Consider the following 20,764-nt stretch of genomic DNA (forward strand, 5'->3'; position numbering starts at 1 on the left):
ACCGTGATGGGGATCACGTTTAATAGCCACGCTCTTTTCTTGCCTGAAACTCACTATGATTGTTCGTCCTAAACAGCACTGGCTACAACTGATTTTTGTCTGGCACGGTTCGGTACTCCCCAAAATCTATACCCGACTGCTGCTCAACTTCCTGCTTTCTATCGCCGTTATCCTGATGCTGCCGTGGTATACCTCGCTGGGCATCAAATTTACGGTGGCGCCATTTAGCATTCTCGGCGTGGCGATCGCAATCTTTCTTGGTTTCAGAAACAACGCCTGCTATTCACGCTACGTTGAGGCTCGCCAGCTGTGGGGGCAACTGATGATAGCGGCACGCTCGCTGTTTCGCGAGGTAAAAAACACCTTGCCGGACGATAAGCACCTGGGGGAATTTGTCCGCCTGCAGATCGCCTTTGCCAACTGCCTGCGCATGACCCTGCGCCGAGAAATGAACGCTGACCAGCTCTCTCGCTATCTTGCCCCGGACGTTTTAGCTCAGGTAATGGGCGCCAACTCGCCGGCGAACCGTATTTTGCTGGTCATGGGGGAGTGGCTGGCCGTGCGGCGGCGTAACGGGCAGCTTTCGGACATCCTGTTCCACAGCCTGAACAACCGCCTCAACGATATGTCCATCGTCCTTTCCGGCTGTGAACGGATTGCGACAACGCCAGTGCCGTTTGCCTATACGCTGATTTTGCACCGCACGGTGTATCTGTTCTGCATCATGCTGCCGTTCGCGCTGGTTGTGGATCTGCACTACATGACGCCGTTTGTCTCGGCGCTGATCTCATACACCTTTATCTCGCTGGACACCCTGGCGGAAGAGCTGGAAGACCCGTTTGGCACAGAAGATAACGACCTTCCGCTGGACGCCATCTGCAACATGATGGAACGCGATCTGCTGCAGATGAACGATGAAGAGAACATTCCGGAGAGGCTGTTGCCGGATAAGTACTATCAGCTGACCTGATGGGCGTTCCACTCGTCGCGGGTGATCTCCCACAGTTCGGAGTCCAATATCCCGCTGACGTAGGCTTTCTTTTCTGTTCTGATGAGCCGCATGCCGCTGCTGTCTGAAATACGACGGGAGCGGCTGTTCGCGGCGGCCTTCGGCGCCCGCAAAACGGGTTTGTTGAGCGTATTAAACCAGTAATCCGTCGCTGCAATGCTGGCCTCACGCATATATCCCTGTCCCTGAAACTCCGGCGCCAGCCAGAATCCGCGGTTATTATCGTCAACATCGTACAGACAGATAATCCCCATCAACGCATCCGGCACCTCACGACGGCGGATGCTCCAGATCCAGGCTATCCCTTTTGCCATATCCGGCAGCGCGACGTTATTCACATAGTTTTCCGCGCCATTATCCGGGTAGGGCCAGGGCACGGAAGAAACCAAATAGCGGACGATCTCCCAGCGCGGATACAGCTTTTGAATCTGAACCGCATCTTCGGCGACCAGCGGTTTCAGCAGGAGACGTTCTGTCGTGAGGGTCGGTATTGTCATCTGCGGATCTCCTTATTTAAGCGTTATGTTTTTGTTTGCGTTCTGGTATTTTCACCTCTATCACATTCTGGTGAGGCGTGCTGTGGTTATTCACTACCAAAAATGGGCAACGTCTCTTTCATGGCGAAATATTGAAGAGGTGATATGACGTTACGAACTGCTCATGCACAGGAAGCCGAAATACTCTGGAATATACGCAATCAGGCGATTCGTCACGGCTGCAAAACCAGCTACGACGCTGACGTGATTGCACGCTGGACGCCGGATCTTATGCCCGAGCATTACCGTCAAATGGTCATTGATTACCCTTTTTACGTGGTGGAAGACGAGAAGGGCGTCATTGCGGCTACCGGCTATCTGGATCTCGATACCCATTGCCTGGAGGCCATATTCACCTTGCCTTCAGCCACCGGAAAAGGTATGGCGACCCGAATTATCGAGGCGCTTACACACGAGGCGCGCAGCCGGGGGATACCCCGCCTGAGGCTGGATGCAACGCCTAACGCCCACGCCTTTTATCAGAAGCTGGGGTTTGTGACGCTGCGCGAAAACTATCATCACTCGCGTATGGCGGGGGCTGATTTACGCTGTTTTGAAATGGCAATCGACTTGTAATGTGAGGAACGCATGGCTGTCACGGTAAGACCTCTACGCGAAGATGACTATCCCCAGTGGCGACCGCTGTGGGATGGCTATACCCATTTTTATGATTGCTACCTCGAGGAGTCCGTTACCGCATCGACATGGGAAAGGGCGCTCTCAGCGCATTCACCGATGTTCTGTCGGGTGGTAGAGAAAGACGCAAAGGTCATCGGTTTCGCAATGTGTGTTCTGCACGAAGGAACCTGGTCAACCGCGCCCATCTGCTACCTGGAAGATCTGTTTGTTGATGCAGCCGAGCGCGGCGCGGGAGCGGGTAAGGCGTTGATTGATGCCTTGATAGCGGAAGGCAAGCGCGAAGGGTGGTCAAAGCTCTACTGGGTTACCCGGGAGAACAATCCGGCACGTAAACTCTACGATCGATACGGTGACGCTGACGATTACGTCCGCTATCGTCTCTCCCTTTAAGGCAAAAATGCCTGTGTTTGTATCACACTGTATCCGTGTTCCAGATACATACACAGGCTTGCAATAAACGCGTTTCCGCACATATCCGCTATACATTGAACTGTTGTTATATCCCCGTGAATTGTACTCAACCGGAGATACCAACATGTTCAGCAAACTCGCTTATTCAACGCTTGCTCTCACCGTTTCCCTTGGCACCGTCATGTCATGTCAGGCCGAAGTCACCGGCACTAACTTAGCGGCGGCTTTCGATCGTCCACAGCAAATTAACGCCGGCGATCTTAACGTCGGGTATGTCGACATTGGTCCTAAAGACGGCCAACCGGTCATTCTGTTACACGGCTGGCCCTACGATATTCACAGCTACGCTGAAGTCGCGCCTGCGCTGGCGGCAAAAGGCTACCGCGTGATTGTGCCTTCTCTGCGCGGCTACGGTACTACGCGCTTCCTGTCGGCAAAAACGCTGCGCAACGGCCAGCCTTCCGCGATGGCGAAAGATATCGTGAACCTGATGGACGCCCTGAATATCAAGCAGGCGGTGTTTGCAGGCTATGACTGGGGTGCCCGTACGGCCGATATCGTTGCGGCGCTGTGGCCAGAGCGCGTTAAGTCGCTCGTTTCGGTAAGCGGTTATCTCATCAGCAGCCAGCAGATTGGTAAACAGCCGTTGCCGCCAAAAGCGGAGCAGCAGTGGTGGTATCAGTTCTATTTCGCCACCGAGCGCGGCGCTGAAGGCTATGCCAAAAACACGCATGACTTCGCTCGTTTGATCTGGTCTCAGGCCTCACCTGACTGGAAATTTAGCGACGCTGTCTTTAACGCCAGCGCCAAATCCCTTGATAACCCGGATCACGTTGCGGTAACGCTCAGCAACTATCGCTGGCGCTTAGGGCTGGAAAAAGGCGAGCGCAAATACGACGCCTACGAGCAAAAACTGGCCACGCTGCCGAATATCGCCGTTCCGACGATCACCATCGAAGGCGGAAACAACGGGGCGCCGCATCCGGCACCGCAGGCCTACGCGGGTAAATTCACCGGTAAGTATGAACACCGTACCTTCGGCGCAACCGTGGGGCACAATCCGCCTCAGGAAGATCCGCAGGATTTCGTCAAGGCAGTTGTTGACGCTGACAAACTCTGAAATGTGCTATTTTCAGTACGTTACCCTTCGGTCTGGAGATTTCGGTGGAGCATATTGATCATATCCTTGTCGTCGATGACGACAGGGATATTCGTGAACTGATTATCGACTATCTCGTTAAGTCCGGTTATCGCGCCTCCGGCGCGGCAAACGGCAAAGAGATGCGCGTCGTGCTGGACAAGCAGCATATCGACCTGGTGGTGCTGGACGTTATGATGCCCGGCGACGACGGGCTTACGCTGTGTCGGCAATTACGCGTCGGGAAATATAAAGATCTGCCCATCCTGATGCTGACGGCGCGTAACGAGGAGACGGACAGGATCCTGGGTCTGGAGATGGGAGCCGACGATTACGTCGTAAAGCCTTTCGTCGCGCGAGAATTGCTGGCGCGTATCAAAGCGATTTTACGCCGTTTTCGCACGATGCCGCCCAATTTACAGGTGACGGAAGCAGGGCGGCTGGTGACGTTCGGCGAATGGCAGCTCGATACCGTTGCCCGCCACCTGATCGACCCGGAAGGGGTGATTGTGGCGCTCAGCGGGGCGGAGTATCGCCTGCTGCGCGTTTTCCTTGACCACCCGCAGCGGGTGCTGACCCGCGATCAGCTGCTCAACCTGACGCAGGGGCGTGACGCCGAGCTGTTTGAACGCTCAATCGACCTGCTGGTTAGCCGGGTTCGCCAGCGTCTGAATGAAGATGCCCGCACGCCCGCGTATATCAAAACCGTGCGCAGCGAGGGATATGTGTTTACCATGCCGGTCACCATCATAGAGGCTAACGAATGACGCTCTGGCCTCGCTCGCTGCTGGCCCGCTTGCTGATCGTCGTGCTGCCCGGCCTGTTGCTCGCCAATGCCCTGAGCCTGACGCTGGTCATGATAGAGCGAATGCACAGCGCCCGAACGGTGATGCTCGGTAATCTGGAATACGATGTCGCGACCAGCGTGGCTATTTTAGACCGCTTACCCGCCAGCGAGCGCGCGGCCTGGTTGCCGCGCCTTGAACGGGGTAACTACCGCTATATTCTGGGGCCGGGAGATCCTGGCAACGCGCCGACGGACAAGCGCTCCCGGGACGCCATCCGAACCTTAAAAGCGACGCTTGCAGCACAGTACCCGCTCAGCTTCACCGCCGTTCCCGGCGCCATTTCACATATCCAGGCGCATCTAACGTTACATGATGGCGCGCCGCTGACCATTGACCTGATCCCACGGATGCCTCCGGTCGCCAGCTGGCTGCCCGTTGTTCTTATTCTGCAGTTGCTCGTGCTGGCTGCCTGCTCCTGGATCGCCGTACGCCAGGTGATACGGCCTTTTTCACAGTTTACCCGCGCGGTAGACTCCCTGGACCCGGCTGCCAATTCGCCAATGACGGAAAAGGGGCCGGTCGAGGTGCAGCGGGCAGCACATGCCTTCAACGCGATGCAGGCGCGCATTCAGTCCTATCTCAGGGAGCGGGCGCAGATCCTGGCATCCATATCGCACGATCTCCAGACGCCCATTACCCGCATGAAGCTTCGTGTTGAAATGGCGGATCAGCCTGACCTGCGCGACAAGCTCTTAAACGACCTTGATAATATGTCTCGTCTGGTGCGTGAGGGTATTGCGTATGCCCGGTCATCAGAATCACTGGAAGAGACCTCGCTGAAACTGGAGCTTAACGCCTGGATAAACAGCATCGCCTGCGATTATCAGGACATCGGTAAAAACGTGCAGTTTCAGGCAGGCGAAAACCGTTTGCCCATCGTCACGCGTCCACAGGCGCTGCGCCGGGTGATGACCAACCTGCTGGATAACGCCCTGAAATTTGGCGACTACGCCACCATTAGCATTGATGACTCGGCTCCCGGAGAGGTGGTGATTCACATCATGGACGGCGGGCCGGGGATACCGGATGCCGAGCTGGAGGCGGTATTACAGCCGTTTTATCGGGTGGAAACATCACGCAACCGCGACACCGGCGGAACGGGCCTTGGCCTGGCGATCGCAGCGCAGCTCACCGCTCAGTTGGACGGAAAGCTAAAGCTGGAGAACCGCGCAGAGGGCGGGCTGGACGTTTCGATTACTCTCCCGCGCCTTTAATTGTACGGTTCTGTATCTCCCCGCGTGGCCGATACAGAGCCAGACAAAAACCCATGCTTTTACACATATCCTGAACACATCCGCACGATGAAATAGCTTCACTGCAGCGTCGCAGGACTTGTATTGTGAGGTATCTATGTTTCTGATAATTGCTTTCCTGGGCGGGATGATAAGCCTGCTCAGTCCATGTACGCTCCCGGTAATTCCTCTCCTGTTCGCCGGTTTTCAGGGGCAGCGGCGACATATTCTGGCGCTGCTCGCGGGGATGATCGTCATGTTCACCCTGGTGGCGATGGTCGTCACCGTCGCCAGCGAGTGGATAGCAGAGGCAACTATCGTCGGGCGCTGGATCGCGCTTATCGTCCTGGCCACGGCCGCGCTGGCCTTAGTTTTTCCGGCCTTTGCCCAGCGTATCGCCGGGCCGGCAGTCAGCGCGGGAAATGTCCTCAACACCCGAAGCGGGCAAACGCGTGGTATGGCATCGGCTTTTCTGGCCGGGCTTGCCGTCGGGCTGCTCTGGTCTCCCTGTGCGGGACCGATTCTGGGCGCCATTTTCAGCATCAATATTGCCGGACATTCGGCCATTGCCACAGGAGCCTTGCTGGCCGCCTATGGTAGCGGCTGCGCGCTGATGCTGGGCCTGCTCGTTTTCGGAGGCCGCACGCTGATGGCGCCGCTGAGAGCAAGATCGGCGCTGATGGAAAAGTTACGTCAGGGGGCAGGCGTGGTGATGTTAGCGGCCGTCGTCTTTAACGCAACGGGGATGACGTCTGTTCTGCAAGGCGCAAACGGCGTCGCGGATCGTCTTGAAACCGCGCTGCTGAATCTGGCAAAGCCCGCCGCGCAACCGGCGAAGCTTCAACCGGTCGTCATGACCGAACCCAGCAGCCAGCTGCCTTCATTAAGCGGTGGGACAGGGTGGGTAAATGGTGACCCTGTCACGTCTGAATCACTGCGCGGGAAGGTGGTTCTGATCGATTTCTGGACCTGGGACTGCATTAACTGCCAGCATACGCTTCCGCACGTGCGCGACTGGGCAACAAAATACCAGTCTCAGGGCCTGGTCGTCATAGGGGTACACACGCCTGAATACCCCTGGGAGAAACCGATCGCCTCGGTGAAAGACGCGGTAAATAAATGGCAACTGCCGTACCGGGTTGTGACGGACAACAACTATCAGATCTGGAACGCTTTCGGCAACCAGTACTGGCCCGCACACTACTATTTCGATGCTAAAGGTCAGCTACGCTATACCTCGTTTGGCGAAGGGAATTATGAGCAGCAGGAAAAGGTTATCCAGCAGCTGCTCAAAGAGGCCCGTTCATAGCGCCATTCAGGGCTGACGCTGGGCAACCATAAACAGTCGAGGAAAAGCCAGCAGTATCTGCCCGTTTTCCTGGAGCGGATACTGCTCTTCCAGCAGTTCATGGTAGCGTTTCAGGAAACGTTGCTGCTCGCTCTCGTTCAGTTCCTGGAGCCACGGGCGTAAACCGGTCGCGCTGACCCAGTCAATAATGGCCTGGTGCGAACTCATTTTATGGAAATAGGTTGTCCGCCAGATATCCACATCGCAGCCGGCCTCCGCCAGGATATCGTAATAGGCATGCACGCCAGGCAGCGGCTCGCGGCCACGGTCCGGGTAGCCTTGCTCCAGCGCCACTTCACGCATCGCCACATGCGTGGGCTCAAGCCAGTTGTCCGGCATCTGGATCGCCAGCACGCCATTGAGCGCGAGCAGTGACGCCAGATGCGGCAGGAGATCGTAATGGTCAGGTATCCACTGTAGGGATGCGTTCGCATAGATGAGGTTCAACGGCTGGCCTGGCCTGAACTGGCGGATATCGGCCTCAACGAACTGACAGTCGGGCAGTGCGCTGCGCGCCTCTTCCAGCATAGCCGGTGAGTTATCAACGCCGACAATCTGCGCTTTTGGCCAGCGATGCTGCAACAGCGCGGTGCTGTTTCCCGGCCCGCAGCCCAAATCGGCGATGGTGGCAACGTCACTCAGGGGAATTCTGGCAAGCAGCTCGGCGGCAGGGCGCGTTCGTTCAGCGCCGTATTGCAGATAAAGCGAAGGGTTCCAGTCGGCCATCTTCAGATCTCCGTTTTGCGTGTTTCAGCAAGGATAGCACAGGCCGACACCTGCACCGGGACAGGCGTCGGGCGAGCGGCAGGTTACAGAATGCCTTTCAGTGCAATATGGTAGAGCAGCATGATGGTTTTTCCGTCGACGATTTTGCCCGTATCAATTCCCCGCAATGCCTCTTCAAAGGGCATTTCCAGCACGTCGATATCTTCTCCCTCCGCTTTGATACCGCCGCCTGCGCTGGTTTTGTCCTTCGGCTGATACTCGGCAATATAGAAATAGAGTTTCTCCGTGACGGAGCCTGGGCTCATGTAGGCTTCAAAGATTTTCTGCACGCTCGACACGTTAAACCCGGTCTCTTCTTCCGCCTCTGCTCTAATGCGGCTTTCCGGATCCATGTTATCAAGCAGGCCGGCCGCCGCCTCAATCAGATTGTCCTCATGGCCATTAATAAAGACCGGGAAGCGGAACTGGCGGGTCAGAATCACCGTTTTTTGGTCACGGTTGTAGAGCAGGATCGTAGCGCCGTTCCCCCGGTCATAAACTTCACGCGTTTGCCGCTGCCATTCGCCATCGCGTCTTTGAAGGTCAAAGGTATATTTTTTAAGTAAGTACCAGTTATCGGACAGGGTTTCACTGTCAATGATGCGCACATCTGCACGTTTTGATTGCACGTTTCGTCCTCCTTACGTAGAGTAACTATCAATATCAGCATTATCGTGCATTTTCAAGATTAAACATGCAACATCAGGAATACAGCATGCTCACCAGTCAGCGAAAACAGTTGATCCTTGAAAAGCTCGGCGCCGAAGGACAGGTCCAGTCTAAAGCGCTTAGCGTTCTCTTCGACGTCTCTGAAGACACCATCCGACGCGATTTGCGCGAGCTGGCGGCAGAAGGGCGTTTACAGCGGGTTCACGGCGGCGCGCTGCCGTCGTCTTCCGCTACTGTGCCTTTCGCGGAACGACAGTCCGTTAAAATGGATGCCAAAAGAAAGGTGGCGCAGAAGGGGGCACAGCTGATTTCTTCGGGCCAGGTGGTGATCGTTGACGGTGGAACGACCACTTCAGAATTGCTCGCTTTTTTACCGCATGACCTGCGTATTACCGTGGTGACGCACAGTCCGAGCATTGCCCTGGGGCTTGTTAATCACCCTTATATTGAGGTGATTCTGATCGGCGGCCGTTTGTATAAACACTCGATTGTCGCCGTCGGCGCGGCGGCCATCGAAGGTATCGAAAACATTCATGCGGATCTGTTCTTTATGGGCGTGACAGGTATCCATCCGGAAGCAGGGCTGACGACCGGAGATTTCGAAGAGGCGTGCATCAAACGTGCATTTTCCGGCAGAGCCGCCGAGACGGTTGTCCTGGCGTCGCCGGAAAAAATAAATACGGCGTCATCATTTGTTATTGGCGATGTGGCGCTGGCGAATACGATTGTCGTCGAAGGCGATACCGACCGCGACTGGGTCAATGCGGTATCGGAAAAAGGGGTATCGGTCGTATTGGCCTGAGCGTGAGCCAGCCAGAAAACTGGCTGGCGCGGGTACTCGCAAGCGGGTGAAATTAAGTTATCTTTCTTCGGGGGCATGGCATACCGCTTCGATATTATGACCATCAGGCGCAATGACAAATGCGGCATAGTAATTTTTACCGTAGGAGCGTAATCCCGGTGCGCCATTGTCGCGTCCGCCTGCGCGCAGCGCGGCATGGTAAAAGTCATCAACCTGCTGGCGTGTCGTGGCCACAAAGGCCAGATGAAGCGGAGCGGGTTTATCATTCGACTGAAAAAGGCAAAGAGAAACATCGCCGGAACTCATTTCGACGCCATAGTCAGGAGAGCCTTCATCGACGAGTTCGACACCGAGCGGTTGAAGCGACATGAGGAAGAAGGTTTTACTTTTCTCATAATCGCTGACGCCGAATTTTACATGATCAAACATTATGGACTCCTCAAAAGTGATGGTGAAATGAGAAGTATAGAAAGAGAGTGGAGTCCATCACGATCAAGGGGTTGCGAATGTGACCGATATCAATACTCGCTACACAGCAGACCGTTTACTTCCTACGAATGTCCAACGCAGATAATCATAGAGCCAGTTAAAAAGCATCGTGTATGGCAGGAAAAACAGTACAAGGCCAATCTCAACAAAAAATGCCTCCGCGATCGTTAAATTCAGCATGAACATGGCCACAGGGATTAAGGAGATGATAAGGCCCGTTTCAAACCCAACGGCATGGATGGCGCGAACGAGAAACGTTCGTTGGAACTGATGTTTTTTCTGAAGGGAGTCAAAGAACTTATTGAAGACAAAATTCCAGACCGTTGCGGTAAGCGCTGATATCACCGACAACGAACCCGACTGGAGTACCGAAACGTTCATCAGCCACGCAAGAGACAGAGCGATGATAACGTTGGCCGTCACTTCAAAAATGACAGCGTGGAAAATCCTTTCTTTGAAGCTTTTATTGAGCTCGATTTCCATAAGTCTACACAGCGGTGGTCAAAGCCAGGAGTATATCAAAACGTCTTTTAACATTGGATAAACGTAGAGGTTGGGATTTCACAAGCTATCAATGAACCGGGGCAATCACGACCGTAGAAAGGCAGATTTTGACTGGCATTACGTTGGTGCGCATAATGTATATTATGTTAAATTTAGTCCGTCGTTCATTTAGTTCATAACCGCCCACAGAATGCGATTAATCATACACTTACCTATCCCCCTATCTTCTTCTTGCAGGACATTATAATACTTGCGGAGCCGCGCGACAAACTGTGGAGGGAAAGCAGGCAATGAAATTATATGAGAACGTGGTTATTGGTAATTTTCTGTACGCATTAGGCGTCTCTGTCGGGGCTCAACTTCGCGGACATGTGTTGCCAGCATCTGTCAATCTGCTCCAGCAGACGCCTGAAGACAAGGCGCTGGCTGATGTTCTGCTTTCCTTCCCCGGCACGCTGCGGCTGATTGAGTTCAAGACTGCGGATAACCGTTCCGGTAAAGAGGCGGCCCGCTTCAGAAAGCTCTCGCATGCTCTGGAAAGTGATGCGAGACTGACGCCGCTTTCTCACCGGATCCACTGGTATGTCGAAACCATGCCTGACGTTCAGTTGGGGGTGAAAACCTACTTTTCAAGTTATCTCAGCGCCCTCTCCCGGCCTAATCGTCAGGCTGAGCCCCTGAATCTTGAGAAATTTATTGCGCAGACAACCCGTAGCATCTTTTCGAGTCAGGTTCATGCCGAAGATCCGGTTGCCGTCAGTAACTACCTGAAACTGGTCAGGTGGTGCCAGGGCGTGGACGCAGAGAGCAACGCGGGCTGGCTTTGGTTTCTGGCTGCGCAGGGGGTGCTGTGTAGCGTGGCCATTGTGCTTATCCTGACGCTTATTCCCTCGCTGGATGAGATACACGAGCGACGCTTAACGCTGATGCAGCTTCAAAAGGAGACGGAGGGCTTCCCGTTATACTGGGGAAATTGCACGGTTAACGGCAAAGTCACCCGGTGTTTCCGGACGGATGATAAAGCAGGAAATTTTACGTCTAAAGATGGCAGCACCTGGCACGTTCCATGGCAAAAGCCTTAGACCGGGCAGCGCTCCGGATAAATGCGTCGGCAACTTGTCTTCAAAAGGTGATAGCCCCGACAGAATTTTTCAGAGCCATCGCCTGCATTTTCGGATTCGGAAGTGCGACGTTTAAAAGAAAAAAGCCCCTGATGGGGGCTTCGCTTAGGTGTGGTTGCTGTGAACGAAATGAAAACATTGAATCTTCCAACCTTGCTAAATGATTTTATTTACAAAGTTATGGCGGGTATAAATGGCCGGAATTGGGGGCGTAAAGAAGATATAACGGCGCTTCGCCAGTCAGTACTGAAATTTAGGTGTATCTTCGACCCAACAAAAGGGCAATTAATTGCCCTTTTTAATCAGTCTGCAACAAATTCTAAACCATTGCGGAAATTGCGCCACAGTCATGAGGCTTATCAAAACCAGAGGTGCTTTTCACATATTCAGTAATAAGCGCACCAATAATCTTAACTGCATCTCTGTTCGTTGTAATGAAGCCCAATGGCATAGTCACAGGCAGCGTTTCTGGTTGAGAAATATGATAGATAACGGCAGATAACTCATCCTCAAGATGAAGAATCTCAACATTACCATCTAACAGTCCTTCAACTAGCCCTTTAGCGTGCGCGTGGAATTGCCCAAGTTCATGCTTCCACTGCCTTGCAACCCGGACATCAGTTGCATCCTGGACGGGTACGTATAGCACCGGTTTATACAGCCGCTTATCCTTCGTAGCCGACCTGTTAAGAAAATCGCTCAGGCTTGAGATAAATCGGGCGCTCTTTGACCAGTAGGGATCTGATGGAGCTATCCAAACGAACGGGCTACCGCCATTATCGGTATTGTCTCTGATACGCTGTTTGAGCACCGGTGCCAGAGCTTTCTGCAGCGTTTCCCAGTTGTCTTTAGAATAAACCGGGCCTAAAAAAGTCGTCCTGCCTGAGTCTGAGTATTCTTCAAGTGCCTGCATATCCTTGATAAATGATGGATTAAGCTGATTTGTTTTAGAGTCAAACAGCTTAAGCGTAAGATCATCGTTAATGGATACCATGGCCTTAAAAATACTCATGGTATTGTTATGCCGTGATAACCTGGCTATCTCAACTGCCATTAACTCATGAACACATTCCGAACTGTTTAACTGTTCATAGTCTTCGCGCTCGACAGCTTTACCATCGTTATCCATTTTAAATTCCGTTGTTAAACGGAGCGGTATTTGCCGCAGCTTATTAACAGAATTAACGGTATAGATAGAAGGTTGTTCTTGTCCTCCCTGAACCTGTAGGTGAGACAGATAACCTTTATCAAGGATTTGATTGAACTGGTACTGAAAGTGCTTCTCAACCAGTTTCTCACTTTGAGAAATGTTGCTGTCATCAGCCTTTAATGTTAACCCTCCCCTCCAGTGGTCCTGGAAAGTCTGGTTGCTGAAGCAGCTAAATGTAGCTAAATCAAAGGATAAGGTGCCGCCACTGTCTTGGATAGTTGCAAGGTGCGGTATCTCGCCAACCTCTGAGAAATAGCCATTTGATTTGTCGGTTAAGGCCAGTCTACCGTCAGAGGAGAGCGTCAATTCACCACGCTGCACAAGATCGGAAATCGCCTCCTCTGTCTCACGATGGGTCAGGCCAAAATAGGTTGCTATTTGAGCTTTGCTCATCGAGGCTACATGAACGAGTCTCAGCACAAACTCCCGGATGAATGGCAGCCCCTTCTGGGAAACATAGGAAAACTGAATGTTAAACCTCTGTGCGGGCAGCAGGAAGTCAACCTCGTGATAGGTTACTTTGTTATCAGATATCATTTCTTTTTGCCTCCCTGCTGAGCGGAGAGGAATCTGTATCCAGCTTCCTGACCTCGTTCAGCCATATAACTTACAACGGAGCCTAATGGCAGTTCTTTATTATTTCCCTTCCAGATATCGGCATTACCCACAATCAACAGTCGATCCATAGCGCGTGACATCGCAACATTTATACGGTTTGGAGCGCGTAAAAAACCTGGGCTATGCTGCTTATCCGAACGCGTCAGTGAAAGGATAATGATCCGGTTTTCCTTGCCCTGATAACTGTCAACAGTGTCAATTTTAACAATGTCCTTAAATCCCTCGCTCCATATTTCCTGATTGAATTTCTGACGGAGCAGCCGCTTTTGTTCGGCATACATACATATCACGCCGATAGCTGCTTCATCTTTGTTAACGAGCTTTGAAAGCTGAGCGACAAATTCTTCATTCTCTGACACCTGTTTAAGAACCGAAATAATCTCGTCAGCTTCACATCGGTTGTAAATGCTTGTTCCGCGATCTTCAAGATGATGTGCCCGATGGCCGAGATTAGCAGTATCAAGCCAGGTTACGACGCTACATAACGCTTCTGGTGCTTGCCGATAGACATCCGGAATTGCCCGTTCTCCATTCAGAAGCTTCCTGTCATAGAACGTCTTCGATACGAGATCACCAATCGGTGGAGCCATACGATACTGGGTCAGCAGAGCTGCACTTGCTTGCGCACCATAAGCAGAGTTGAAGGCACGGGCAAAGTCACTTCGTAACACCTCGTCAATTTCAGTGCGGGAGTTATTGATACCCAGCTTCCTCGCTAATGCCGCCTTGTGAGCATCCGAGTACAATGGGGGAAGCTGCAAGTGGTCACCCACCAAAAGGACGCGTCGGGCCGACTGCATAGCAATGGCCAGCTCGCTTGCAATCGAGCGCGCCGCCTCATCAATGATCACCCAGTCGTAGATATTCTCCTGAATGCCAATGTGCCCCTGTCCAATACCTACGCATGTGCCAGCCACTAACTGCCTGGACCGCGAATAAAACTCGTCCAAGTTCACTCGCTCTCCCGACATAGCATCCTGCATATCACGGGATATTTTAGCTAACGCCTTTACACGTCTTGCCTCATCAGGTCTGACCCCATACTCCGTACACAGTCTGGAAATCAGAATATCTTTTGCTGCAGAGACTTTCGCGTCTTTATCTAGGTTAATCCCATATTCATGACTTAGCCTAGAGCGAATGGAATAATCTAGTTCGACTGCGATACCTTTCAGTTCACCAATCTCTTTTGAATCCGTTAAATCGTTCACTTGGTAGAGCAATTTCTCAAGGTGATCGATTTGCCTGAACAACCTGAGTTCAGCAAGTACAACACCCGAAATAAATCTCGGTTCTAGGCCAATGGCTTCACTCAACGCTTCAACACGGTACTTAATTTCAGCATTGAACAGTTCGCGCTTCTCCGTTGTGATTGCGTTTGAATACACATCTTTCAGACCAGGGGAAACGGCCCCTTCTCGGTTGCTGAACCTAACAACGTCCAACTCTGTACCAAGCCGGGAACAGTGTTTTCTGATACGCTCAGCCGCTGTATTAACTGCCTCGTGTGACTGACTGACCAGTAAAATGCGTTTGGTATTCTGTTTCTCGATCAGGTAGTGGACAAAGGCCGCGATGAACTCGGTTTTACCGGTCCCTGGTGGCCCCTGAAGCAGGGAAAGAGGGCCATTATTGACCAGTTTGTTAAACGCCTTTCTTTGCTGCTCATTCAGACTGATCTTGTTTCCGTGCTGGTCTTCACGGTCGTATCTGGCAAAATCTGCATCACTGAGAGTGATACCATAATTTTGAGCCACCTGTTTGCAGGATGGGTCGAACAGGTCAATTAAGTCAGGCAGTACACTTTCTCGATCGAGGAGACGTTCAAGCGCACGTTTACGTTTCTGATAAGACGCCCGATCCTGCTTTGTACGGAAGAAGACAGTATCAGAATCCTTCAGCCTGTAGGCTGCTGAACGCACTTTGATCAGACGGATCTCTTTGAGCTCTGACTTCTTGAGTGACACCTCACCTATAAATCGCTCAACACCTTCCTGATCGACCTGCAAGGCTTCGACCTCATCACCATTTCTGAATACGCCAAGAGGATCAACGTCTGTAGAGTAAGGGAGAAGTAGCTCTCCATGAGCATCTGCAACCGGGACCACCTCTCCGCTGACTTCAATGTTTGGGTAGGATTCAGTTTCAGTATCAAGAATGGCGCGCCAAAGCTTCACCGTCGGGATTTCCAGCACTTCTTTTAAAGAAGGCTCAAGAGCCTGCTTATCCAGTCTTGCAAAGGCATCTTTTAGCTGAAGCGTAAGCGGGTCCTGTTCCTGAACGTCTTCAGGTGCGGCAATCAACTCGATTGCCCGCGCAAAAGATTCTTCTTCATTAAGCAATGCTGTCAAGGCCGACATATCCTGCGGACTGCCGGGAATAATCCTGATGCCAGTACCAATTTCGAACTGGCTTTCATCAATATCTTGCTTACGAATTGTGGCGCGAACCCATGGCCTGAAGCCATGAATCAGCGTTTTCTGCTCTTTGTGGAACACTGCAGTGAAACCGCCACCTATCCCGCTGAAAGTTACTTTTACTTCTGCTGGGGCTTTAGGATTTGGTTCAACTTTGACATACAGATGCCCGTTATCTGGCAGGACAGAGATGATTTCATCGGCATTTCCTGCTGTTATCTCTATCAGGGCTTGTTCTGACGCCAGGTCATTACTGTTTATCGCTTTTTTAAATCGCCCTAAATCCTTAAACCCAAAAACCAAGTCTTTCAGCTCAGCTCGGATGGCATTCGCAATAGTCTGATGAATGTCTGATTCCTGCCCCCATGACAAACCTAACAACTCGCAGGACATTTTCATCACTGCATAATTGTCGCGTTCAAAGGAAGTACAATTATCGATGTATTCAGGGCTGTAGCTGTGGTTTTTAGGTTCGTCACCGGATGGTGAAAAATCGGGGATATCGATGAGGAAAAGCGAACGACTCTGTGTCCCAAGCATCACATTGCCAGGATGGATGTCCCCGTGAGAAACCCCCAGACCGTGTAAGTGCTCAACGGCGGCGACGAACTTACCAATAAGATCGATTTTTTCATCATCGGGGACCAGCATATTATCCCAGGTATCTCCATGTACCTGATCCGTGACCATATAGAGACTTGATGATTTTGATGCGATACCGAATTCACGAATTTCAGGAAGATACGTTGGTTTAACTAAAGAAAGCTGCTCAACCTGCTTTAAAAACTTCAGAACCTGGAAGTTAATTGACGGATCGTCTCCCTGCCCCCCCACGTTCAGCCAGGCCTTCACGAGCCTTCCACCCGAGATATAGACTTCCTTGTCGGATGTTTCGACCAGAAAGTCACCGTCTTCCCGGTACTGACGAGAGTGATTGATAGCATGCCGGTAAGGATCAAGCTCAGTATCATCAAATGTTGGGATAGCCTTGCCAGCAGGTTCGGCTTGTTTCAGGGCATCAAAAAATTCTGTCGCGGAAGTAAATTTTGCAGCAACGGCATCCAGTAATACATATGAATACCAGTGCTGGCTGTTTAGCATAGTGTCCTGTACTTTCTCCAAACTCTTTGGCGACATGCGCGTACCGCTTAATAAATGCCAGGCCACAAGGCCCAGGGCATGAACATCCTGCTGAAAAGGCGTAAGCTCGCCCTCATCAAGCATGTCTTTTACCCCGACTGCACCTACGGATAAAAGCTTACGGTAATCGCCGACCGTTCCGGCTGGTCGGTGGTAAGCCGAAATAAAGTTCGAAAGGGCAACTTCTTTTGAAGGTGAAATCCATAGGCTGTGATCGGCTATATCCCTGTGCGCAATTTTCATCTCATGGAGATCACTAAACTTCGCAATGAGCAGTTTCACCACGTTCAAGCGATCCATATCAGAAAAGGCCTTACCATATTTTCCGATAAACTCATTAAACCGGACATGGCCCGGCGGAAGTTCATAGACTTCACTGTACTCGGCAGTGACCTCGTCTTTCTGGAAACTCGTCAGAGACCTGAGACAGTGGTTATAAAGATCACGGTTCTGGTGATTGATGTGCTGTAACACTTCGCGCTCACGTGAAACGATCTGAGCTCGTCCTTCCGGGGTATTCGCTTTCGTTCCCGCGATATTCTTAAAATTCCACACTCTGAGTAGCGCTTCGCTGTTCGCTGATATCTCAGATTTTGCCAAATATTCGCGATACACCTTTTTAGGGTGTTCGAAAATCATATCCTTAGCCTCGTAGCCATTAACTCTCAGGGCTTTTGGCGCCGTCTGAGGCCCTAGGAATAGATTATCAAAAAGAGGAAAATCCTTGTTAAGAACTTCGGAACCTCGGTGCGGTTTGAAGTAGTTATTGAATGTCCTGCGATCGGCAAATTTCAGGAAATCTTTTAACGAGATCGTATGGTGAAGTTGTTCCTCCGGCAGCGCGCTGAAGTCCGCATTGCCGGTCATCACAACAAAGAAATGAACAATCGGGGTATAGCCTTTGTTCGTAAAACGGTTTGCCAGACGCTTGAGTTTGTTGTCTAGCATGAATTTTTTGCCACGGGTCACGCTTACGGGCGAGCGCCCCATGTTCTTGTCACCCTTATACCAAGTATCTCCGCGCGCGGTTACAGGCTGATGGTTCCAATCTTTCAGTTCAACAATGATCACGTTGCAGTGTGTGACAATAACTAAATCGAATTCACCCTCTTTTTTGGCCTCAACAAATCGAAAACCTGCATAACCTTTCCAGGGGAACATTCCATTGCCGGTAAAACCATAGCTTTGTAGCTGCTCGCCAATTGAACCGCCACGGACAGGCTTGTCAGGCTTAGATACATTGGCTGAGAAAGCAGCCTTTATTTTCTCGATAGCCAACACTTCCTGCTCTTGTAAGCCACCATCCCACATTTCTACTTCCAACGAAGTTCCCCTTAGATTTCAGTTTAAATTTGCTTAGAAAGTCAGGCCATTTATTCTGGTCAGTAACGGATGAATCGGACTAATTGCTATCTATGTTACTATTAAACATAGATTTTTTAATATCATCATTTGTTTGAAGCACAGACGGGCTCACTAAGCTAAAGCGTGCCAAAAGAGGCCATCCTACATGCTTCTGTGGCTTGTCAGCTTCAACTACGCATTGTAAACAAAGAGATAGCTGTCCTGTGACATAAAATACGGCAACATTTCTCCGTAGCAATAGTAAAATCCGCAACACGGTGATAAGAAACTCTACTCATTGATGATTATCAATTCTAATCACATCTTTAGATATTTGCCTTCCAGACAATCCTGCCATTATCATAACGTTCTAAGCGCTTGAGATGCCTCCACTCATACAGCCCGTAAGGGTACCTGTTGGTAATCTCTACCAGGTGCATATCCGCAATATTGAATTTAAGCATCGCGTCACGGTGGATTGCATAGTTCTTAGCGCCGAAGGACTCAACACCAGAATAAACGATGGCATCCAGCGTATTTCTTCCGTTGCGGATGACCTCAGCGAGTACCGTAGTATGCAGGTAGCTGTTTTCCTTTGCCTGGCTATCAGCCAGAATTTCTGCAAGGAAACTGTCTATCAGAAAAATACTGGTTTTTTGCACTTCCGAAAACGGAGCAAGAGTCTTTTGCACCCGCGAGAAATTCTCGCTGTTCCACTTATGTGCCCTAACAATATCGCCTAAAAAACCGCAATGCAGCCTCTGTTCCGGTTTCAGGGTGAATGCAGACACATGAATTTTATCTCCTGGTTGGGCGCAGATTTCTGCCAAGCAGCCATGATTGCTAATAGAGGTGTATAAAATAGACTCTCCCTCCGTATTTAGTCTTCCGGTTTTGGCGCACTTCGCGGGAGGATAAATAATATCGGTAACCTGCTCGAATCCTTCCGGGTGGGCCTCATCAACTCTTCTCGCCCGCCACACGGTCGTGGCGGTGACATCATGAAACCCCATCGGCAGCTGACTGAGCAGTTGGCGAATACCAGCATAGATGACATCTCTGTCGTTTGAATTTTTGATCTGTCTACAAATTTCAGCGGCATCACCGGGATGCATAATCTGTTTGGTCATTTCCTCATGTGCCTTCGCGGAACGGGTTTGATAGGCAGGATGATAACACCACTTTTTTGATGTTTTTATGCCAGCCCTCTAAGTTTATCGATCCCCCGCGCCACCAGAATGGCCCGCATCCAGCTCGCTTATCATTTGCGCGCGTTCGGCCTTTTTGTGTTTTTCCGTCATTCCCAACGCAAGAAATAAGCTGGGTGGCACCATGTAGAATAGCGCTTCTATCTTGCTCACCAAGACAACGCCTTCGGTATATTTTCCCGGCAGAGAGCAGTAGCTGGCGCTGGGCATCCGTTAGAGTTTTAAATCGATCCAGCTGTGCCACCTATTTTCAATGTGGTGGATGATTTTAACGGCGATAGAAATTGACCTGAATATCCCGGCTCAGCGAGTCATCCGGGTGCTGGACAGGATCGTGGCAAACCTCGGCCACTCGCTGAAAATGCGGATGGACAACGGGCCGGAACTGGTCTCGGTGGCGCTGGCACAATGGGCCGAAGGCATGGCGTACAGCTCGCATTTTCAAGCCGGGTAGCCGACGCAAAATGCTTTTATCGAACGGTTCAACCGGACCTACCGGACAGAAATCCTGAATTTTTACCTGTTCAGAACATTGAATAAAGCACGGGAAATTACCGGGCGCTGGTTGATGGAATATAACAACGAGCGGCCTCATGAATCCCTGAATAACCTGACGCCGGAAGAGTACCGGCAGATGGCTGAAAAACCGGAACTCTCAAAAAGCGCGTGGAACTAAAACGGGTATGCTTACACGTTGTTCACGTGCTTTAAGGAGTGAAACGCATCGAATACTATCGATGCGTAAAAAGATTCATGCATAACCTTCAGAAACAAGATTTCTAAAAATTATTTCAGGCTCTAAGCCTTCAAGTATACCCTGAATAATTATCCCTCTACGAACCCTATTTACTCTATCGTTTGAAGCCTGAACGGCTGCTTTATAATAAATGGAGTAAATGTTTTTTTCGGTTAAAACTGCATCCTGTGAGATAGAGAAGAAATTCTCCACTGAATCGATTACTATTGATGGATCTAAGTTTTTAGATTCTTGATTTAAGGCAATATCTAATTCACAAAAAAATGTTAAGAGATCAGCTTTTTTCCAAATTCGTGATTTTTTTGAAAAGTTACACTCTTCAATAAACTCAATCACTTTATGCGCCCTGCTATCTATTTCTTTTTCCAATGGAAAATCGTCATTATATCTTTCCAGCATATCCTCAAACATGTCATCACGGTGAGAATAGCCATTCAACATGGTTATAATAATACCTAATGAAAATCGAAGATCATTCATCCTTTTAAAATCATTGGCCGAAAAGACGTTGTTTTCAGTAAAAATAGGCGCGGAAGCAAAACCTTCTGCATATTGTTTT

Annotated in this window: 18 protein-coding genes and 2 pseudogenes; 10 read left to right on the forward strand and 10 right to left on the reverse strand. The window is 50.8% G+C overall.

What is annotated here, in order from left to right:
* The first annotated feature begins 55 nt into the window (after positions 1-55).
* Entirely contained in the window at positions 56-970 is a 915-nt protein-coding gene (locus INF73_RS10065; RefSeq protein ID WP_193540214.1) for a bestrophin family protein, read from the forward strand.
* Here INF73_RS10065 and INF73_RS10070 read toward each other — a convergent pair.
* Positions 958-1,506 (reverse strand): GNAT family N-acetyltransferase, encoded by a 549-nt coding sequence (locus INF73_RS10070; RefSeq protein WP_028013154.1) that lies wholly within the window; start codon positions 1,504-1,506, stop codon positions 958-960. The genes INF73_RS10065 and INF73_RS10070 overlap by 13 nt on opposite strands.
* A gap of 144 nt (positions 1,507-1,650) precedes the next feature.
* Between INF73_RS10070 and INF73_RS10075 the strand changes: the two genes are divergently transcribed.
* From INF73_RS10075 to INF73_RS10100, 6 genes are all read left to right on the forward strand, one after another.
* The gene (locus tag INF73_RS10075) at positions 1,651-2,121 is read left to right on the forward strand and encodes a GNAT family N-acetyltransferase (RefSeq protein ID WP_193540215.1); all 471 of its coding nucleotides are present in this window, start codon (positions 1,651-1,653) and stop codon (positions 2,119-2,121) included.
* A gap of 12 nt (positions 2,122-2,133) precedes the next feature.
* Positions 2,134-2,574, forward strand: coding sequence for a GNAT family N-acetyltransferase (locus INF73_RS10080; RefSeq protein WP_028013156.1), 441 nt, complete (start codon positions 2,134-2,136; stop codon positions 2,572-2,574).
* Positions 2,575-2,719: 145 nt separating this feature from the next.
* Positions 2,720-3,715, forward strand: a complete 996-nt coding sequence (locus tag INF73_RS10085) for an alpha/beta fold hydrolase (protein ID WP_193540216.1) — start codon at positions 2,720-2,722, stop codon at positions 3,713-3,715.
* A 44-nt stretch (positions 3,716-3,759) separates the two neighbouring features.
* On the forward strand, positions 3,760-4,500 hold the full coding sequence (locus INF73_RS10090; protein ID WP_049137820.1) for a response regulator: 741 nt from the start codon (positions 3,760-3,762) through the stop codon (positions 4,498-4,500).
* Positions 4,497-5,795: an ATP-binding protein gene (locus tag INF73_RS10095; protein WP_193540217.1), complete on the forward strand. Its 1,299-nt coding sequence runs from the start codon at positions 4,497-4,499 to the stop codon at positions 5,793-5,795. Before INF73_RS10090 ends, INF73_RS10095 begins: the two co-directional genes overlap by 4 nt.
* A 136-nt stretch (positions 5,796-5,931) precedes the next feature.
* Positions 5,932-7,122, forward strand: a complete 1,191-nt coding sequence (locus INF73_RS10100) for a cytochrome c biogenesis protein/redoxin (RefSeq protein WP_193540218.1) — start codon at positions 5,932-5,934, stop codon at positions 7,120-7,122.
* 6 nt (positions 7,123-7,128) lie between these two features.
* Here the strand turns inward: INF73_RS10100 and tam are convergent, their stop codons facing one another.
* Positions 7,129-7,887, reverse strand: coding sequence for a trans-aconitate 2-methyltransferase (tam, locus tag INF73_RS10105; RefSeq protein ID WP_193540219.1), 759 nt, complete (start codon positions 7,885-7,887; stop codon positions 7,129-7,131).
* 83 nt (positions 7,888-7,970) lie between these two features.
* Positions 7,971-8,555: an NUDIX domain-containing protein gene (locus tag INF73_RS10110; protein ID WP_063154080.1), complete on the reverse strand. Its 585-nt coding sequence runs from the start codon at positions 8,553-8,555 to the stop codon at positions 7,971-7,973.
* Between the two features lie 86 nt (positions 8,556-8,641).
* Here INF73_RS10110 and INF73_RS10115 point away from each other — a divergent pair, with 86 nt between their 5' ends.
* A complete protein-coding gene (locus INF73_RS10115) occupies positions 8,642-9,397 on the forward strand; it encodes a DeoR/GlpR family DNA-binding transcription regulator (protein WP_193540220.1) in 756 nt (251 codons plus the stop codon).
* Positions 9,398-9,454: 57 nt separating this feature from the next.
* Here the strand turns inward: INF73_RS10115 and INF73_RS10120 are convergent, their stop codons facing one another.
* Positions 9,455-9,826 carry a VOC family protein gene (locus INF73_RS10120; RefSeq protein ID WP_028013164.1) on the reverse strand — a complete coding sequence of 124 codons (372 nt, stop codon included), beginning with the start codon at positions 9,824-9,826 and terminating at the stop codon, positions 9,455-9,457.
* Between the two features lie 99 nt (positions 9,827-9,925).
* Complete coding sequence (locus INF73_RS10125; protein ID WP_063438008.1) at positions 9,926-10,369, reverse strand: PACE efflux transporter; 444 nt, start codon at positions 10,367-10,369, stop codon at positions 9,926-9,928.
* A gap of 311 nt (positions 10,370-10,680) precedes the next feature.
* Between INF73_RS10125 and INF73_RS10130 the strand changes: the two genes are divergently transcribed.
* Positions 10,681-11,472, forward strand: coding sequence for a hypothetical protein (locus INF73_RS10130; RefSeq protein ID WP_193540221.1), 792 nt, complete (start codon positions 10,681-10,683; stop codon positions 11,470-11,472).
* A gap of 358 nt (positions 11,473-11,830) precedes the next feature.
* Here the strand turns inward: INF73_RS10130 and INF73_RS10135 are convergent, their stop codons facing one another.
* The 4 genes and pseudogenes from INF73_RS10135 to INF73_RS22035 form a co-directional block, all read right to left on the reverse strand.
* Positions 11,831-13,258: a hypothetical protein gene (locus INF73_RS10135; protein ID WP_193540222.1), complete on the reverse strand. Its 1,428-nt coding sequence runs from the start codon at positions 13,256-13,258 to the stop codon at positions 11,831-11,833.
* Positions 13,255-18,207 carry an AAA domain-containing protein gene (locus INF73_RS10140; RefSeq protein WP_193540227.1) on the reverse strand — a complete coding sequence of 1,651 codons (4,953 nt, stop codon included), beginning with the start codon at positions 18,205-18,207 and terminating at the stop codon, positions 13,255-13,257. Before INF73_RS10140 ends, INF73_RS10135 begins: the two co-directional genes overlap by 4 nt.
* Positions 18,208-18,566: 359 nt before the next feature.
* Positions 18,567-19,370, reverse strand: a complete 804-nt coding sequence (locus INF73_RS10145) for an RES domain-containing protein (protein WP_193540223.1) — start codon at positions 19,368-19,370, stop codon at positions 18,567-18,569.
* A gap of 65 nt (positions 19,371-19,435) precedes the next feature.
* A pseudogene (locus tag INF73_RS22035) lies at positions 19,436-19,692 on the reverse strand (type VI secretion protein); the annotation flags it as partial.
* Between the two features lie 5 nt (positions 19,693-19,697).
* Here INF73_RS22035 and INF73_RS10155 point away from each other — a divergent pair.
* Positions 19,698-20,124: pseudogene (locus INF73_RS10155) on the forward strand (integrase core domain-containing protein); the annotation flags it as partial.
* A 75-nt stretch (positions 20,125-20,199) separates the two neighbouring features.
* Here INF73_RS10155 and INF73_RS10160 read toward each other — a convergent pair.
* Positions 20,200-20,764, reverse strand: a 565-nt coding sequence (locus tag INF73_RS10160) for a hypothetical protein (protein WP_227414402.1), incomplete at its 5' end; no start/stop codon positions are given.

It is taken from the genome of Enterobacter cloacae complex sp. P6RS (assembly GCF_014982245.1).
GTDB lineage: Bacteria > Pseudomonadota > Gammaproteobacteria > Enterobacterales > Enterobacteriaceae > Enterobacter > Enterobacter bugandensis.

Bases quoted from the DNA above. Each gene is read 5' to 3' on its own strand.
- INF73_RS10065 (WP_193540214.1), top strand. From the start codon at position 56: ATGATTGTTCGTCCTAAACAGCACTGGCTACAACTGATTTTTGTCTGG.
- INF73_RS10070 (WP_028013154.1), bottom strand. From the start codon at position 1,506: ATGACAATACCGACCCTCACGACAGAACGTCTCCTGCTGAAACCGCTG.
- INF73_RS10075 (WP_193540215.1), top strand. From the start codon at position 1,651: ATGACGTTACGAACTGCTCATGCACAGGAAGCCGAAATACTCTGGAAT.
- INF73_RS10080 (WP_028013156.1), top strand. From the start codon at position 2,134: ATGGCTGTCACGGTAAGACCTCTACGCGAAGATGACTATCCCCAGTGG.
- INF73_RS10085 (WP_193540216.1), top strand. From the start codon at position 2,720: ATGTTCAGCAAACTCGCTTATTCAACGCTTGCTCTCACCGTTTCCCTT.
- INF73_RS10095 (WP_193540217.1), top strand. From the start codon at position 4,497: ATGACGCTCTGGCCTCGCTCGCTGCTGGCCCGCTTGCTGATCGTCGTG.
- INF73_RS10100 (WP_193540218.1), top strand. From the start codon at position 5,932: ATGTTTCTGATAATTGCTTTCCTGGGCGGGATGATAAGCCTGCTCAGT.
- tam (WP_193540219.1), bottom strand. From the start codon at position 7,887: ATGGCCGACTGGAACCCTTCGCTTTATCTGCAATACGGCGCTGAACGA.
- INF73_RS10115 (WP_193540220.1), top strand. From the start codon at position 8,642: ATGCTCACCAGTCAGCGAAAACAGTTGATCCTTGAAAAGCTCGGCGCC.
- INF73_RS10120 (WP_028013164.1), bottom strand. From the start codon at position 9,826: ATGTTTGATCATGTAAAATTCGGCGTCAGCGATTATGAGAAAAGTAAA.
- INF73_RS10125 (WP_063438008.1), bottom strand. From the start codon at position 10,369: ATGGAAATCGAGCTCAATAAAAGCTTCAAAGAAAGGATTTTCCACGCT.
- INF73_RS10130 (WP_193540221.1), top strand. From the start codon at position 10,681: ATGAAATTATATGAGAACGTGGTTATTGGTAATTTTCTGTACGCATTA.
- INF73_RS10135 (WP_193540222.1), bottom strand. From the start codon at position 13,258: ATGATATCTGATAACAAAGTAACCTATCACGAGGTTGACTTCCTGCTG.
- INF73_RS10140 (WP_193540227.1), bottom strand. From the start codon at position 18,207: ATGTGGGATGGTGGCTTACAAGAGCAGGAAGTGTTGGCTATCGAGAAA.
- INF73_RS10145 (WP_193540223.1), bottom strand. From the start codon at position 19,370: ATGACCAAACAGATTATGCATCCCGGTGATGCCGCTGAAATTTGTAGA.